Source organism: Acidomonas methanolica, assembly GCF_004346035.1.
GTDB classification, from domain to species: domain Bacteria; phylum Pseudomonadota; class Alphaproteobacteria; order Acetobacterales; family Acetobacteraceae; genus Acidomonas; species Acidomonas methanolica.
Window position 1 is genome coordinate 15,696 of record NZ_SLZN01000003.1, and the last position, 16,273, is coordinate 31,968.

The following is a 16,273-nucleotide window of genomic DNA, read 5'->3' on the forward strand; positions in this document are numbered from 1 at the left end:
AATGCGTCGTCACAAGACAGTCGCGTCGACGAAAAAGCTACAAATGAAACGTCAATGCGATGGACGCTTCTTTCGAACCTGCGGAAGATCGGGGGCTCACAACGCGGGCCCGTGCGGTGCGAGGCGGCTCGTGGCACGGCCCGGCATGTCGCGCAGGGGCGGCGGTCAATGGAGGCAGCATGGCGGCGGCGATCGACCTTCCGCGACTGATCGAACGTCTGGATGATGCGGGTCGCAGAGCCCTCGAGGCGGCGGCGGGCACCGCCTTGTCGCGGACTCATTATACGGTGGAGATCGAGCATTGGCTGCTCCAGATTCTCCAGGCGGACGGTTCGGACGTCAGCCGTGTGCTGGCGCATGAGGGAATCGGGAGCGGCGCGGTGGCGGCCGGGCTGAACGCGGCGCTCGACCGTTTTTCCACCGGCAACGGGCGCAGCCCCGCCCTGGCGCCGGAACTCGTCGGCATTCTCAAGGATGCGTGGCTGATCGCCTCGGTGGATCTGCGGGAAGAGGTTCTGCGCTCCGGGCACGTGCTGTGCGCGTGTCTCGGCGACGAGGTCGTCGCGTCGCGGCTGAAAGCGGCGATTCCCGCCCTGCGGCGGCTGAGCGGGGAGATGCTCGTGCGGGACTTCGCGCGGCTGACGGCCGGGAGCAGCGAGGAAGGCACGCCCGGGAAGGTCGTGGCGGAGGGGGGTGCGGTGCCGGCCGCGCCGACCGGCACTCCGGCGCTCGATCGGTTCACGACCGATCTGGTGGCGTTGGCCCGCGCGGGGCGGATCGACCCGATCCTGGGGCGTGATCGGGAGATCCGTCAGATCGTGGACATCCTGACGCGCAGGCGGCAGAACAACCCCATCCTGACGGGCGAGGCTGGTGTCGGAAAAACGGCCGTGGTCGAGGGATTGGCGCTCCGCATCGCCGTGGGCGACGTGCCCGACGCGCTGCGCGAAGTTGCCGTGCGGACGCTCGATCTCGGTCTGCTTCAGGCCGGTGCGGGCGTGAAGGGCGAATTCGAGAACCGCCTGCATGCCGTGATCGACGAGATCGGCAAATCCGCGACCCCGGTTCTGCTGTTTATCGACGAGGCGCACACCCTGATCGGGACCGGGGGTCAGCCGGGGCAGGGGGACGCCGCCAATCTGCTCAAGCCGCCTCTGGCGCGCGGGGAACTGCGCGTGATCGCCGCGACGACGCGGGCCGAATACAAGCGCTATTTCGAGAAGGACGCGGCGCTGACGCGACGCTTCCAGATGGTACAGGTCGAGGAACCGGCGGAGCCTGTCGCGCTCGACATGATTCGCGGGCTGGTCACGGTGCTCGAGACGCATCACGGCGTGCGCATCCTGGCCGAGGCCGTGGAAGCCGCCGTTCGCCTTTCGAGCCGCTACATTCCCGACCGTCAACTGCCGGACAAGGCGGTGAGCCTGCTGGACACCGCCTGCGCGCGCGTCGCAATGAGCCAGGCGAGCACGCCCGGCAGCATCGAGAGCCGTCGCCGCCGGATCGTTGCGATCGAGCGGGAGATCGGCTTTCTCGAACGCGAGGAACGCTCCGGCGCATGCCATGAGGCGCGGCTTTCGGAATTGCGGACGGAGTTGGCGGATCTGAACGAGACGCTGGTTTCTGACGAGAGACGTTTCGCCGAGGAGGCGGAACTGGTCGCAAAGCTCGCGGTCCTGCGGGATCAGGCGGAGTCCGCCACGGACGAGGCGCCCGAGCTGCGCAGGCAGGCGCTGGATATCGCGGCGCAGTTGCAGGCCGTGCAGGGCGACCATCCGATGATCCACCCCGTCGTGGATGCGCAGGTGATCGCGGAGGTCGTCGAGAACTGGACCGGCGTGCCGGCCAGGCGGATGCGCGCGGACGAGGTCTTGCGTCTGCTGCGGCTGGAGGATGACCTGCGCTCGCGCGTGGTGGGGCAGGATCACGCGCTCCAGGCCGTCGCCCAGGCGATCCGCGTTTCGCGCGCCGGTCTCACCGATCCGCGCAAACCCGTCGGTGTGTTCCTGATGGTGGGCACGTCGGGCGTCGGCAAGACGGAGACGGCGGCGGCGCTCGCCGATCTGCTCTATGGCGGTCCCCAGAGCCTGACGACGATCAACATGACCGAATTCAAGGAGGAGCATAAAGTCAGTCTCCTGATGGGTAGCCCTCCCGGTTACGTCGGCTATGGAGAGGGCGGCATCCTGACCGAGGCCGTGCGTCGGCGCCCCCATTCCGTCCTCCTGCTCGACGAGTTCGAGAAGGCCCATCCCGGCGTGCAAGACGTCTTCTTCCAGGTCTTCGACAAGGGGACGATGAAGGACGGCGAGGGGCGCGACATCGATTTCCGCAACACGGTCGTCATCATGACGACGAATGCAGGAACGCAACTGATCGACGCGCTCTTCGCCGATCCGGACACGGCGCCGGGCGCGGAGGGGCTGGCCGCGGCGCTGCACGACGAGATGCTCAAGCATTTCAAGGCCGCGTTCCTGGGTCGCGTGACGACCGTGCCGTACCTTCCGCTTTCGGAAGAGACCCGGCGGCGGATCGTCGGCCTCCAGATCGGCAAGGTCATCCGGCGCGTGGCCGATCTCTACGGCCTGACGCTGGAGGTGGACGAGAACGCCGCCGACCTCCTGGCCAAGCGGTCGGGCTCGGCGGCTTCCGGCGCCCGCGTGATCGAGCGGACGATCGCGGGCGAGATCATGCCCCTGCTGGCGTCCCGGCTATTGGGTCAGGGCGCGCGGACGCAAGGCGGAAGCGGGCGCCTGTCCTGGCACGGCGGCTGGCGCTTCGACCTGTCGATCCCCTGAGTCAAAGCCCCTGAGGCAGTCAATCCTCTGAGTCAGCGGAAACAAGGAGACAAACAATCATGTCCGGTTCATCTTCCCAAGCCGACGGCCGGTCTTCGCCGGTTCTCGACGATAGCGCCTCCGTCTATTACGAGGCGCACGGATCGGGCGGCCGCCAGTCGCGCCGCCCGTCGAGCATCGAGGACGGCGCGGAGCGCGCCCGCGCCGTGCGCGAGGAAGCGAGCCGGATGAAGGACATCAATCGCACCCAGCAGGTGCTCCGCGACGTGATCGCCGCGACCGAGCAGAGGGGGGATCCGGAGATTCAGGCCCTCTACGCCCAGCTCGCCGGGCAGCTCCGCAGCGTCCCTCCCGCCATCGGAACGGACCGGCTCACGGGCGAAATGACCAGCGTCAACCGGACGCTGGGCCAGATGCTCTCGGCCATGCGGGAAACGCATGACGACCGGGTGGCGCAACGCACCTCCGAGAGCGAGAGCAAGGACCGCAAGAAAATCGAGGACCGCACCTATATCCGCGCGAAGCTGCAACGCCAGAGAGACGATATCGGAACATATCCTCCCGCCGAGCTGCGAGAGAACTTCGCCAGCCTGCTCGAAGAGGTCCGCGAGAAGAGCAAGGTGGGGGCGAAGCCCGGGGCCGCGCAAATCGCGGAGAATGAAGCCCAGGGCACACTCGGCTATTATTCCCAATACCGTGTCCGCCGGATGCACGGATGGATGCACAACAAGCGCAAGGTGACGGCGGCGCTCCTGCCCGGCTGGTACGCAACGGCCAACACCATCTGCACCCGCTACGCCAACGGCCATACGGAACTGACGACGCTGCTCAACGGCGTCCTCGCCGTCCCGGTCGAGGCCGACGTTCCCGCCTGGGATCTGAAGATGGAGGACATCAAGGCCTTCTACAAGATGCTCGAAGACCTGATCGACCAGACCAACAAGCTCGTGGCCGACATCCGCGAGAAATCCGCGACGAACAACGCCTATAGCCTGGGCAAGATCGCGTTCTGGCTCACCGCCGTCGCCTCCGTTGTCGCCGTGGCCGGCGTCGCGCTCAGGTTCGCGTAACGGGCCGGCGGCCGGGGACAAGGGGCACGCGCATGACCAGGCGGACCATCATCACCTACCATTCGCTCGAAGCGTCGGGTTCCTCGAATTACCGCTCCGTCGCCTCGCAGAATCTGAGCGCGAACAGCTTCTCGCAGGCGCAGCATGACCTGAACCGGCGAGACCACGTGACCGCCGCGATCGACGATGCGGACCCCCGCGCGCGCTCCCGGCCCGCCGCGCCACTCGTCAGGACCGGCGGTCAGGCTCCCGATCCGAGGCGGCTCGTCCGCCCCCTGGACGCCGCCATCGCGAACGCCCGTCAGGCCGAACGGGTGGTCGATCACGTCTCCTTCTTGCGCGGCACCGCCGACCGGAACGGCTCCGCCGTGGACGACCTCCGCCTGCGGACCATGCTGCGAAGCGCGCCGAGGGCGACCTATGGCCGGGACGCGGACCTGACCGTGATCGGGGAAGGCTATCTCGACGATCCGTCCTATATCGCCACGTTCCGGCAAGGTGGGCTCGATCCGCGGGGCTATCGTGCGGAGGTCTCGGAGAGTCCGAACCGCAAGACGTCGAACGGCTTCAGCTTCATCGACGGTTGCGACGAATCCTCGTCCCTGAATTTCAGCAGCCGGGCGAGCTTCGTCGGCAGCGGGCGGAGCTTTCTCGTTCTGAGCGTCAACGATCTGGTCGCGGCCTTCATCCATACGCCGAACGCAATCGCCAACAAGCCCGCGGCAGGCGGGTTCTACAGCGATATCGTCCGAAACTACCACCCCGATATCGTGATGGGCGACACGAACGAGCGCACGAGCATCGCGCCGCGGCTCGGGGCGCCCTACGCGGAGTTTCCCCGGACCCGGACCCCGGCCTTCGCCCGCCCGGCCGATTTCAACCTGGGAATGATGGGCACGAACTCGACCCGGAAATTTTTCTACGATCAGATCGTGTACAACACCGAGACGACGGCAATCGAATCGGCCCGCTACATCCCCTCCGACATCTCCGGGGCGACGATGAGCGATCATTTCGGCCTGATCCTGTGCGCGAGGAAAAAGACGAAAAGAACACGCGCCGAGGCTCTTTCCGGCCCGGATCTTCCCGGAGCGCCGCAAGCGAAGAGGCGCAGGCTGGCCGGCTGGAGCGTGTCGTGATGAGATGATTCCGCCCAATCACGATCTGCTCTAGGCGCGCGCGGAGCAACGCCCCGAATTTCCTTGCGATCTCTTACATCCGTAACGCGAAACCGAGGGACGTCCCAGGGCGGAGCGCCTACCTTTTCGGGGTGGGGTTGCCGCTGGCGGACCCTCGGACGTATCGGCTGGAGCTCGAATTGGTTGGGGTCAAAATGACCCCGACCGTCCATCGGTCTCTCGAAATCACAATCCGGAGCGGGGTCGGAACGCGGAAGCGGTCCGGCCGGGCTCCCCGGCAGAAAAGGGTGCATACGGAAGATGGGGATCTATCTTAAATACGGCGACGCCCAGGGCGACGTGACCGAAACCAATCACAAGAATTGGGTGGAGCTGCTCGACGCGCAATGGAGCATGTCGCGCACGATCCGCAGCTCGGTCGGAATCGGCAAGAACCGCGAATCCACCTCGGCCTATGTCAGCGAGCTGACGCTGACGAAATATATCGACGATTCGAGCCACACGCTCTCGACCTACGCCTTCGTCGGCCAGGCGAAGCAGGCGCAGATCGATTTCACGCGCGTCAACGAAGGCGGCGAGACGCTGTTCCGCTCGATCATCCTCAAGGACTCGATCACGTCGAGCCTCGTCAATACAGGCCACGGCAAGGACCGCCCGACCGAGACGCTGACGCTGAACTTCACCGAGATCACCATCGAGGATTACGGCGAGGATGCCATGGGCAGCAAGACCGGCCCGAAGCGGATCATCTATGACCTGACGGAAGCCAAGACATCGTAACGGTGCGGCAACCCGAGGCATGGAGCGTCTCGCCGGGCCATGACGCCACGGGCGTGGGATGTGGGTCATGGCGTTTCCAGGGGCGCATCGTGAAAAGCGCCTCGCCGGAAGGCGGAAAAGGTCGATAAAATGGGGGGTGAGCTCCAGAACCTTCTCTTGCTGACGTCGCCGCTCGGCGACGACACGAAGCCGTTTCAGGCCGGTACGCTTCATGCGATCGGTCTCGAGGCGACGGAGCAGCTGAGCACGCCCTTTCTCCTGAGCCTCGATGTCGTTTCCACGGACAAACGCCTGGCGCCCGATGCTCTCCTGCATCAGTCCGTGACCGTGACGGTGCGCCGCAAGGACGGAACGGACCGCTATTTCAACGGTCGCGTCAAACACGTCTCCTCCGGCGGCGTGGAGCATAGGGGTCGGTGGGAATACAGGCTGGAGGTGGTGCCCACTCTCTGGTTCCTCTCGCAGAGCTGTGACTGCCGGATTTTCCAGAAGAAATCGGCCGTCGATATTCTGCGGCAGATCTTCTCGGAGCATGAGGTCCAGCCTGTCGATTTCCGTGTGACGGGGGCGCAGCCGGTAAGGGAATATACGACGCAGTTCAACGAGAGCGATCTCGCCTTCTGCCATCGCCTCATGCAGGAGAGCGGGCTCTTCTATTATTTCGTTCATGAAAAATCGCAGCATACGCTCGTCGTCACGAATGCCAACCAGGGATTCCGGACGATGACCGATCCGTTGCATCGTGTAATAGCGCAGGGTGACAACGTGGACATCATCAGCTCGTGGCAGACGGCCAAAACCGTCTCTCCGGGCGTGGCACGCCATCAGGATTACGACCCGACGCGGCCCTCCACGCCGGTCACCGGCACGGCGTCCGCGGAGGACGGGGGGCCGGGAGCGGGAAATCGCCGGACTTTCCTGTGGCCGGCCATGACGATGGAAAACGACGTGGCACGCGACCGGGCGCGATATGCGCTCGAAGCCGAGGCGGCGCGGGCCGGCCTCGCGGATGGCACATGTCACGATCCGCATTTCTGCCCCGGCTTCCGGTTTCAGATCGCGCATAATCCGGCGGCGGGAGGCAATGATTTCGTGGTGGAGGCCACGCGTCACACGGCGCGCGACGAAAGCTGGCTCGGCGGCACGGCGCCCTCCAGTTACGAGGTGAGTTTCACGGCCTTCGCCAATACGTTGCGCTGGCGCGATCCGCTCACGCATCCACGGCCTGCCATGCCCGGAATCTATTCCGCCATCGTGCTCGGGGAAGGCGGGGAAGAGATCCACACGGACCGTCTGGGGCGGATCAAGGTGCGCCTGCTCTTCGATCATCGGAAGGACACGGTGGCGGGAATGGCGATCTGGGCGCGTGTCATGCATGCCTGGGCAGGGAATAAATGGGGATGGCTGCACCTGCCGCGCGTGGGCACGGAGGTGGCTGTTTCGTTCATGAGCGGCGATTGCGACAACCCGGTTGTGCTGGGGGGGTTCTATCACGAGCAGAACCTGCCGATTTTCGATCTGCCGGCCGAGAAAACCAAGATGGGCTTCCGTAGCCGATCGACGATGCATGGCGGAACGGCCGATTACAACGAGTTGTCCTTCGACGACGCCCTGGGCCGGGAAATGCTGTTCATGCATGCCCAGCGCGATCACACGCTCGAGGTGGAGCGCGACCAGGCCGACATGATCGGGCGCGACAGGACGACGGTGGTCACGCGCGACGAAACGCTCAACAGCCGGGAAGGGGATATCCACGTCGAGGCGGATTCGAAGACGGTCACCATCAAGGCGGCCCAGGCGATCCGGCTGGTCTGCGGCGCGTCGTCGATCACGCTGACGCCGGAAGGCGTGAGCATCGAAACGCCGACCATGTCCATAGAGGGCGGGATTGACGTGACGATCAAAGGAGGTCTTGTCCAAATACAGCCATGATGAGTGCTCAGCACCCCATCTGTCGGCGATCGCCGCCTGCCCGTCCGGCACCATCGCGGGGCGGATGGCCGGGTCGCGTGAGGCAAGGCAACCGGCCTGTGCCGTTGTGAGAGGAGAACAGGAGATGGCGGATCTTTCGCTCGTGCCGCGCCGTGTGCCGTCCGGCGTCGCGCTGACGGCGTTCCGCGTCCAGGCGGGGACGGTCTCCCTGGGGCGGGGCGCGCATTGCGACTGGATTTTGCCCGATCCGCAGCGCCTCCTGTCGAAAAGACATTGTGAAATCGCGCTGCATAATGGTCGCTGGATGATCACGGATCTGAGCAGCAACGGCACGACCGTCTGCGGAAAGATGCTGCCGCCCGGCGTGCCGCAGGAACTGCATGATGGCGACAGCATCGGATGCGGCAGCTATCAGGTCGATGTCGTTCTGGGCGCGGTCGGGACCGACGAGCCGACTCAGACGTTTCCGGCCGCCGGTTTCGCCGGGGACACGCCCGTCAGCGCCGACGCTCCGCCTCCGCCGCATGACGACGAACATTCGACATTGAGAGAGCCGAGGGACACTCCGGACGGGGCCGCGCCTGTCTTTACCCTCGGCGACCAGCAGCGTTACGGGCGCGGCTCGGTCGAAACGCTGTCCATCATTCATCCCTTCAGCCTGTCTCTCGGAGAGAGCGAGAGCGGGTTCGACCTGCCGGGCGGGACGGCCTCCGGCGAGGTGTCCTCTCTTTCCGGTCGGGCGTCGGGTCAGGCGTCGGGGTTGCATGACGCGTTTCAGCCGCCACGGCCCGCGTCGCACCTTCTGCCCGAGGATTGGGACATTCCCGCGCCCGGCCTGCCCGAAGGCGGCGGCACGGATAAGGCCGGATACGCCCCGTTCGAAACGAAGAACGAGACCCTTGCGGGGACGGAAAGCGTAAGCACCCCGCGACGGAGCGAAAGCGTCATGCCCGGGGTGGAGGGCGTTCCGCCGGGAGAGAGGCGCGGCGTGGCGCATGCGGTGCGCACCCCCGTTCCCGATGCGTCGGGCCCGACGCCGTCCTCCGGCGACAGAAGTCGCGATGTCGGCCTGCGGGCGGAGATCGCGGCCGCGTTCCTGCACGGCGCCGGCCTCGCGGGTCTGTCCGGAGATGTGCCCGACGATTTCTTCGAAGAGCTGGGGAGAACGTTCCGTGCCTTCGTCGTCGGATTGCGGCGCGCCATGATCGCGCGCGCGAAAATCAAGGGCGAATTCCGCATCGAGCAGACGATGATCCAGCCGTTCGGCAATAATCCGCTCAAATTCGCCGTCGACGATGACGATGCTCTTTCCGCCCTTCTTGGCGTCGGGCGGCGCACTGGCGTCTCCGGGGCTGATGCGGTGACGGACGCGCTTGACGACATCAGGGTCCATGAGATGGCCGTCACGCGCGCGATCGAACCGGCTCTGCGTGATTTTCTCGCCGCGAACGGCCCGAACGCCGTGCTGGAACAGCTTGCCTTCCCCGCCGATCAGCCGCTCTCCCTGCTGCGCCGCGCCAGGGCGTGGAGCAGCTATGTGCGTCTGCACGAGGAGCTTTCCGTAACGGCCACGGAGACGCTCGACGGCGCGTTCGGCCGGGCGTTCGGGCGTGCGTACGAGGCGGCACGCGAGGAAATCGAGGAAATCGAGGCAGGCGAGTCATCCGCGCCCCATGCGTCGCGGGCCGGGAAGCACCGGACGCCGAAGGAGGAACGATGAGTTGGGCCAGTCGTGTCGTCTGGCAGGAGGGCATGTTCCTCCGCGCGCAGCATTTCCAGCAGCAGGACCGCTGGACCGCGCATGACCTCGCTCAGGGCCTGACGCTCGCGCGCGCCTATGCGTGGGGATTCTCGGAACTCGAACTGGCGCGCGATCTGCTCGGTTCGGGGCGTGTCGGGCTCTCGGCGGCCTCCGGGTTTTTCGAGGACGGAACGCGCTTTTCCGCGCCTGCGGAGAGTCTGCTGCCGACACCCCTGACCGTGCCGGACGACGCACGCGACGTGCTCGTCCATCTCGCCATTCCCATCGTCGAGCCGGGTCGTGCGGAATTCGAGAGCGGCGGCCGCACCGCGCGCTTCGTCGGCACGCAGGTGGATATTTACGATACCCACACGGATTCTCCCGAGCTGGCGACGCTTCAGGTCGGGCAGCTAGCGCCGCGCCTCATGCTCGGAACCGACGATCGCGCGGGATATCACTGCCTGTCCGTCGCGCGGATCGTCGAGGTGGCGGCAGACCGCCGCGTCGTGCTCGACGCGACATGGATTCCGCCCGTCATCACCTGTGCGGCGACATCCATGCTGACCAATCTGCTCATTGAGTTCGCGGGGATTCTCCATCAGCGCGGCGCGGCGATCGCCGGGCGTCTGAGCACGATCGGCGCGCGCAGCAACACCGAGATCGCCGATTTCATGTTGCTGCAATCGCTCAACGGATGGCAGGCCCTGATCTCCCATCTGGCCGATGGCGGGAGGCTGCATCCCGAAGAACTGTTCCGTATCCTTCTGGTCATGGCCGGAGAGCTTGCGACATTCACCGAATCGTCGCGGCGGCCCGAACCCTTCGAACCCTACCGGCATGACGACCTGCGGCGCAGCCTGTCGCCCGTCGCCGCGTCGATCCGCCGGTCGCTGTCGAGCGTGCTCGAACAGACGGCCGTCCAGATCCCGCTCAAGGAGCACCGGCATGGCGTGCGGGTCGGGACGATCGCCGACCGGACCGTCGTCACGGGGGGGAGCCTCGTGCTGGCCGTGCGCGCCGATGTGCCGTTGGAGACGTTGCGGCGCGTCTTTCCCACCACGGCCAAGATCGGCGCGGTGGAGCATATCCGCGATCTGGTCAACGTCGCACTGCCGGGAATCGAATTGCGGCTGCTGCCTGTCGCGCCGCGCCAGATGCCGTTCATTCCCAACGCGCTCTATTTCGAGCTCGAACGGCATTCGTCGCAATGGGAAGCGCTCAAGCAATCGGCGGGGGTCGCGATCCACGTCTCGCATGATTTCCCCAATCTGACGCTCGAACTCTGGGCGATCCGCGCGTGAGCCCGGCGGACAGCCCCCCGGGGGGAAACCCCTTCGCCGAGCCCGAGGACGACGACCGCACGATCATCATGCGGCGGGACGCGATATCCGCCCTTTCGGCGCGTCAGCATGTCGCCCCGGTCGAGCAGGCGGGCGAACGCGACATCGATTTCGCAGCCCTGCCGCAGGCCGGGGAGAATCCGGTCGTCGCTTGCGCCGGGTCGCTGCTGACACTCATGGCGCGGCTTCGCAATGCGATCAGCGTGCCGGATGCGGGCGCGTTGCGCGAGCGGACCGCGGCGGAGATCGAGCAGTACGGGGCCGCGCTGCGCGAGGCGCGGCTGCCGCTCGAGACGATCCGGCTCGCGCATTACGCGATGTGCGCCAGTCTCGACGACGTGGTGCAATGCACACCCTGGGGATCGCACGGACCTTGGGCGGACCTGTCCCTGACCTCCGCCTATCATCGTGACGTCAAGGGTGGCGAGCGGTTCTTCGTGATCCTGCGGAAGCTGCTGGAAAGCCCGAACGCCTATATCGACGTGCTGGAGCTGCTGTATCTGAGCATGTCGCTCGGCATGCGGGGCGAATACCGTCTGATGCCGCGCGGGCCCGCGGAACTGGAGAAGGTACGCGAGGAAACCTATGCGGCGATCCTGCGCGTGCGCGGGGCGAGCGCCGCCGATCTTTCGCCGCACTGGACCGGCGTGGGGGAACCCTATCGCGCGCTGCGCTTCGAGATGCCGATCTGGCTTGCGGCCCTGCTGGGCGTGGGGTTGCTTGGCATCGCCTATGCGCTGGCGCTCCTTGCCGCGGGGACCGCGTCGGATTCGCTTCTGGCGGGGGTGTCCGGCCTGCCGCCGCATGTCATGCCGGGTATCGCGCGCCCGGCTCCCGTGACGCCGGTGCCCGAGGGGCCGCATCGCGAAACCCTCAGGGCCCGTCTGCAGGCGGCGTTGCAGCCCGATATCCGCGATGGCAACCTCATTGTGGCGGGGACGGAGCGGGTGCCGGTCATCCGGTTGCAGGCGCAGGGCATGTTCGATGTCGGCGCGGCGACGATCCTGCCGCGATATGTCGCTGTATTGCGGCGGGTGGGCGATGCGATCGGCCGTAGCGAAGGCCATACGGACGTGGTGGGCTATACGGATTCCCAGCCGATCCGCACGCTCGCCTTTCCGTCGAACTATGCGCTGTCGCTGGCCCGCGCCCGCGCGGCGGCGGCGGTGATCGAGCCCTATGTCGGCGCGGAGCGGATCACCGCATCCGGGCAGGGCGCGCAGTCGCCGGTCGGGGACAATGCGACGGAGGCCGGCCGCCGCGCCAATCGCCGCGTGGAAATCGCGGTTGACGAGGGGGCGCCCCCGTGAACGTCTTTTACGTTCTGCTTTCCTCTTTCCAGCGGTTCGTCGGCAGCCGCTGGACGCAGGCACTGAGCGTCTCGGTTCTCCTGACCGGGCTGTTATGGCTCTATCTGCCACTGCTGGCGATATTCCTGCCGGTCTGGCGGCGGATCGTGGCGATAGGCGTCGTGTGGCTGGTCGTGTTCGCCGTCGCGTTTCTCATGCAGCGTCGGCGCAACCGGCAGGAGACCGGCATCGACGCCGTGCTGACCGACGGCGGAAGCGGGGAGCGCGCCGCGACGCCGGGCGCGCGCGGCAAGGCTCAGGACGAGGCCGGCGCGGCGGAGGTCCGTGAACTCCGGCGTCGCCTGTCCGCGGCGATCGCGATGCTGCGCAAGCACGGCGTGCGACGGCTGTACGACCTGCCGTGGTATGTCCTCATCGGTCCGCCCGGCTCGGGCAAGACCACGGCCCTGCGGCATTCCGGACTTCACTTCCCGCTCGGCGAGGAGGGCGAAGACTCCCTGCGGGGCGTCGGCGGCACGCGGTTGTGCGACTGGTGGTTCGCCGACGAGGCGGTGCTGATCGACACGGCGGGGCGGTACACGACGCAGGATTCCGACAGGGCCTCGGACCAGGCCGGCTGGCTCGGCTTCCTCGACGCGTTGCGCAGGGCGCGCCCCCGGCAGCCTGTCAACGGCGTCATCGTGATGATCTCGGTGCTCGACATCGTCGCGGCCTCGCCGGAGGCCCGTGCGGCCCACGCGCGGCAGGTGCGCCTGCGCATCAAGGAGTTGACGGAGAAGTTCGGCGTCCGCACCCCGGTCTATCTGATCTTCAACAAGATCGACCGTCTGGCCGGATTCCAGATGTTTTTCGACGATCTGGACGAGGCGGGACGCGCGCAGGTCTGGGGTGTCACCTTTCCGGTCGATGGCGGGATCGGTCGCTTCCCGGCTGAATTTGCAGCACTGGTCGAGCGGCTCGACCGGCGCCTCATCGATCGGCTTCAGGCGGAGCGCGCGCAGGATCGGCGGGCTCTGATGAGCGGCTTTCCGCTTCAGGTCGCGAGCCTCGCCGATCCGATCCGCTCTTTCCTCGACGGCGCGTTTCGTGACAGCCGCCTCGATCAGGCCCCGTTTCTGCGCGGCGTCTATCTTACTTCGGCAGCACAGGTGGGCGCGCCGCTGGACCGTCTGTCGGGCGCCCTGGCCCGCTCGTTCGGCATCGACCAGAAACGCTCCGGCCCGGCGGCCGGGCCGCGCGGCCGCGCGTATTTTCTCTCGCGCCTCGTGCATGACGTCATTCTCGGAGAAGCCCTGCTCGGCGCCTACGCTCCGGAGCGCTATCGCAGGCGCAAGTTGACGCGGGCCGTCGCCCTCTCGGGGATCGGCGTTCTGACGCTGTTCGGCGTAGCCGTGATCTGGCGCAGCCATATGGAGGCGCGCGCCATGGTGCAGGCGCAGTTCGCGCGTTTCGCCGCCTATCACGACGTCGTCGCACCGCTCGCGGGGCAGACGGTCGCGGGCGATGCCGACCTCCCGGCCGTCTCGGACGCGCTCGATCGCGCGCGGGCGCTCGCCACGGCGCCGGCCTCGGGAGGGCTGGCGGGATGGCTCGCCATCGCCCCCGATCAGGCTGCCGCCGAAGCGGGGCGGACCGCCTATGAAAACGCGCTGGCGCGACTGCTCTACCCGCGCCTGCTCTGGCGGCTCGAGCATGACATGCGTGCGCGGTTTCAAGACCCCGCCTTTCTCTACGATGCGACGCGGGCCTATCTGCTTCTCGGCGGGTTCGGACCCCACGACGCGCAGATCGTGCAGTCCTGGTTCGCCGCGGAGTGGGAGCGCCGATACGCCGGTACGCTCAACCATGCCTTGCGCGAGCGGCTCGGCGTCCACCTCGCGGCGCTTCTCGACAGGCCGGCGCCGGACGACGTCACGCTGGATGGCGATTTGGTGCGCCGCGCGCGCATCGCCTTCGGCCATATCACGCCGGCACAGCGGATTTACGGGCGGTTGCGCGATCTGCCGATTCCAGCCGGGGTTCATGACTGGTCGCCGCGATCCGCGCTTGGCACCGTCGGCGACGAGGTGTTCGCCCGCCGGAGCGGCGCGCCCCTGAGCGACGGCGTGCCCGGCTTCTTCACCGGCGCGGGCTATGCCGAGATAATCAGGCGGCAACTCCCTGCCGCCGCGCACGCCGTGGCCAACGAATCCTGGGTCATGGGCCACGACCCGGCCCTGTCCGTGCGCGGCAACGACGCGTCCGCTCTGGAGCGGGAGGTGGCGGAACTCTGGGTCGCGGATGCGCGCGCGCGGTGGGCCGCCACCTTGAACGACCTGACCATCCATCTCGGCAGCACGCCGTCGGAGGTCACGGGCGCGCTCTATCTTCTCTCCTCACCGCAGTCGCCCCTGCGGGACATGGTGCGCGCCATTGTCTCCGCCCAAACGATCCCGATGCCGGTTCCAGCCAGGACGGCAGCGGGAGCGACGTCCGGGGAAACCGACGCGCTCGATCCCGTCGACAGTGTGGCCGCCGAATGGAACAGCAAGCTGTCGCCGATGGTGTCCTTGTTGCATGGGAATAACGGCGTGGCGCCGCCCATGGAGACGATCACCGCGCTGATCGGCCATCTCGACAACGCGGTGGCGACGGGGGGCGGGATTCAGCAAGGGCAGGCGGGTTCCTTCGGCGCCGGGATGCCGGACCCGGGACAGAGATTGCGGGCGGAAGCGTTGCGCCAGATGGAGCCGGTTGCCACCTGGCTGCGCGAGATTGCCGATGCGGGCGAAGCCTCGCGGGGGCAGGAGGTGCGCGCCGCGTCCTCCGGCGCCTTCAACGGCGTCGACGGGCCGGGAAATGCCTGCAAGGCGCTCGTGAAGGGGCATTTTCCCTTCGATCCGGACTCGCCGGAGGATGCGCCGCTGGACGGCTTCGTGCGCGTCTTTGCCCCGGGAGGGCTGCTCGATCGTTATGTTGAGCAGTCGGTCGCCCCCTTCGTCGACCGGTCAGGCCGGATCTGGCGCGTGCGCGACGCGGACGGCGTGCGCGCGCCTTATACCGCGAGCCAACTCGCATCCTTCCAGCGTATCGCCGCGATCCGGCATGCCTTCTTTCCCGTGGCGGGGCCGCCCTTCCTCTCGCTGACGGTGACGTTCCGGTCAGGGCCGGACATCGCCCTGACCCTCGGCGCCACGAAGATTCGTCCCGATGCGCCGACGACGCTGAGCTGGCCCGGATCGGACGGCCTGTCGCCCGCGGTGATCTCGTTGACCCGCGGAGGCCGGACGACCGTCCTCGAACGCGGAGACGGGCCGTGGGGGCTTGCGCGGCTCCTGCACAAGGGTATCTCCCAACCGGCCCCGGGCGGCGGCAGGGATGTCGTCTATCCCGATGGCGAGGAACTCGCCGCCACCAGCAATGACATACATGACATCGTGACGCCTTTCGATCTTCTGGCGGGTTTTTCCTGTCCGGACGTGCCCTGATGGAGCCGTTCACGGGATATTGGGGCAAACTGCCGGCACATGGCGATTTTCTCCGCGCCGGTTTCCCCGAAGACGTCGTCTCGCGGCTCGATCGCTGGATTTGCGCGCAACTCGCGGCGGCCGCGCGCCGTCATGGCGAGCGGTTCGAGACCCTCTGGCACGCCGCGCCCGCATGGCGGTTCACGCTCCGCGACGGCGTGCTGCATCCCGCATGCGCGGTATCGGGCGTCTGGACGCCCAGCGTCGATTCGGCCGGGCGGTGCTTTCCGTTCGTGTTCGGGATTCTGCACGACCCGGCGAGCGCGCAGTTCCGTGCATTGCCTGTCTTCGAGGCGGCGATCCGCCGTGCGATCGAACGGACGCAGCCCATTCATGTCCTCGACGAGGCGATCAGTCGGGCCGAGGGCATGCCGATACCGCCCGCGGCGCCCGTGCAGGATGTCTGGTGGTGTTCGGGGCAGGCCGGCGGCGGCACGATTCACGGGGCGCTCCCGGCGGGAAATGCGTTCGATTGGCTGATCGGGGGCATGTCGGACAACGGGGTCATGCCCGTCATGGACGCGTCCACGGCGACGGCCGTCCAGGCGCTGCCTTTCACCACGAGGGACGGCGCATGAACGCGTGGATAAAAGTTGCATCCCCCGGCCAACGAACGTTACAGAAGCTTTCCGCGTCACGAGCGATTACTCCTTTTTT

General features: G+C 67.0%; 10 protein-coding genes. All 10 read left to right on the forward strand.

The genetic code is table 11. The features are described from left to right. The first annotated feature begins 179 nt into the window (after positions 1–179). Positions 180–2,798 (forward strand): type VI secretion system ATPase TssH, encoded by a 2,619-nt coding sequence (gene tssH, locus EDC31_RS03530; protein WP_042060652.1) that lies wholly within the window; start codon positions 180–182, stop codon positions 2,796–2,798. Positions 2,799–2,857: 59 nt separating this feature from the next. Then, a complete protein-coding gene (locus tag EDC31_RS03535) occupies positions 2,858–3,868 on the forward strand; it encodes a hypothetical protein (RefSeq protein ID WP_042060650.1) in 1,011 nt (336 codons plus the stop codon). Positions 3,869–3,900: 32 nt separating this feature from the next. After that, a complete protein-coding gene (locus EDC31_RS03540) occupies positions 3,901–5,007 on the forward strand; it encodes a hypothetical protein (protein WP_042060647.1) in 1,107 nt (368 codons plus the stop codon). A gap of 300 nt (positions 5,008–5,307) precedes the next feature. Next, complete coding sequence (locus EDC31_RS03545) at positions 5,308–5,787, forward strand: Hcp family type VI secretion system effector (RefSeq protein ID WP_052512096.1); 480 nt, start codon at positions 5,308–5,310, stop codon at positions 5,785–5,787. A 129-nt stretch (positions 5,788–5,916) separates the two neighbouring features. Continuing rightward, complete coding sequence (locus tag EDC31_RS03550; RefSeq protein WP_042060645.1) at positions 5,917–7,719, forward strand: type VI secretion system Vgr family protein; 1,803 nt, start codon at positions 5,917–5,919, stop codon at positions 7,717–7,719. 124 nt (positions 7,720–7,843) lie between these two features. Then, positions 7,844–9,439 carry a type VI secretion system-associated FHA domain protein TagH gene (gene tagH / locus EDC31_RS03555; RefSeq protein ID WP_042060643.1) on the forward strand — a complete coding sequence of 532 codons (1,596 nt, stop codon included), beginning with the start codon at positions 7,844–7,846 and terminating at the stop codon, positions 9,437–9,439. Continuing rightward, positions 9,436–10,761 carry a type VI secretion system baseplate subunit TssK gene (gene tssK / locus EDC31_RS03560; protein ID WP_042060641.1) on the forward strand — a complete coding sequence of 442 codons (1,326 nt, stop codon included), beginning with the start codon at positions 9,436–9,438 and terminating at the stop codon, positions 10,759–10,761. The genes tagH and tssK overlap by 4 nt, the downstream gene beginning before the upstream one ends. Next, positions 10,758–12,110 carry a type IVB secretion system protein IcmH/DotU gene (gene icmH / locus EDC31_RS03565; protein WP_052512094.1) on the forward strand — a complete coding sequence of 451 codons (1,353 nt, stop codon included), beginning with the start codon at positions 10,758–10,760 and terminating at the stop codon, positions 12,108–12,110. Before tssK ends, icmH begins: the two co-directional genes overlap by 4 nt. Continuing rightward, positions 12,107–15,577: a type VI secretion system membrane subunit TssM gene (gene tssM, locus EDC31_RS03570; protein WP_132126912.1), complete on the forward strand. Its 3,471-nt coding sequence runs from the start codon at positions 12,107–12,109 to the stop codon at positions 15,575–15,577. The genes icmH and tssM overlap by 4 nt, the downstream gene beginning before the upstream one ends. Further along, a complete protein-coding gene (gene tagF / locus EDC31_RS03575) occupies positions 15,577–16,194 on the forward strand; it encodes a type VI secretion system-associated protein TagF (protein ID WP_052512090.1) in 618 nt (205 codons plus the stop codon). The genes tssM and tagF overlap by 1 nt, the downstream gene beginning before the upstream one ends. Positions 16,195–16,273: the final 79 nt, after the last annotated feature.

What these genes read in the sequence shown, in the direction of transcription:
- EDC31_RS03545 (WP_052512096.1), top strand. Translation starts at nt 5,308, where the DNA reads ATGGGGATCTATCTTAAATACGGCGACGCCCAGGGCGACGTGACCGAA.
- tagF (WP_052512090.1), top strand. Translation starts at nt 15,577, where the DNA reads ATGGAGCCGTTCACGGGATATTGGGGCAAACTGCCGGCACATGGCGAT.
- tssH (WP_042060652.1), top strand. Translation starts at nt 180, where the DNA reads ATGGCGGCGGCGATCGACCTTCCGCGACTGATCGAACGTCTGGATGAT.
- EDC31_RS03550 (WP_042060645.1), top strand. Translation starts at nt 5,917, where the DNA reads ATGGGGGGTGAGCTCCAGAACCTTCTCTTGCTGACGTCGCCGCTCGGC.
- EDC31_RS03535 (WP_042060650.1), top strand. Translation starts at nt 2,858, where the DNA reads ATGTCCGGTTCATCTTCCCAAGCCGACGGCCGGTCTTCGCCGGTTCTC.
- tssK (WP_042060641.1), top strand. Translation starts at nt 9,436, where the DNA reads ATGAGTTGGGCCAGTCGTGTCGTCTGGCAGGAGGGCATGTTCCTCCGC.
- tagH (WP_042060643.1), top strand. Translation starts at nt 7,844, where the DNA reads ATGGCGGATCTTTCGCTCGTGCCGCGCCGTGTGCCGTCCGGCGTCGCG.
- EDC31_RS03540 (WP_042060647.1), top strand. Translation starts at nt 3,901, where the DNA reads ATGACCAGGCGGACCATCATCACCTACCATTCGCTCGAAGCGTCGGGT.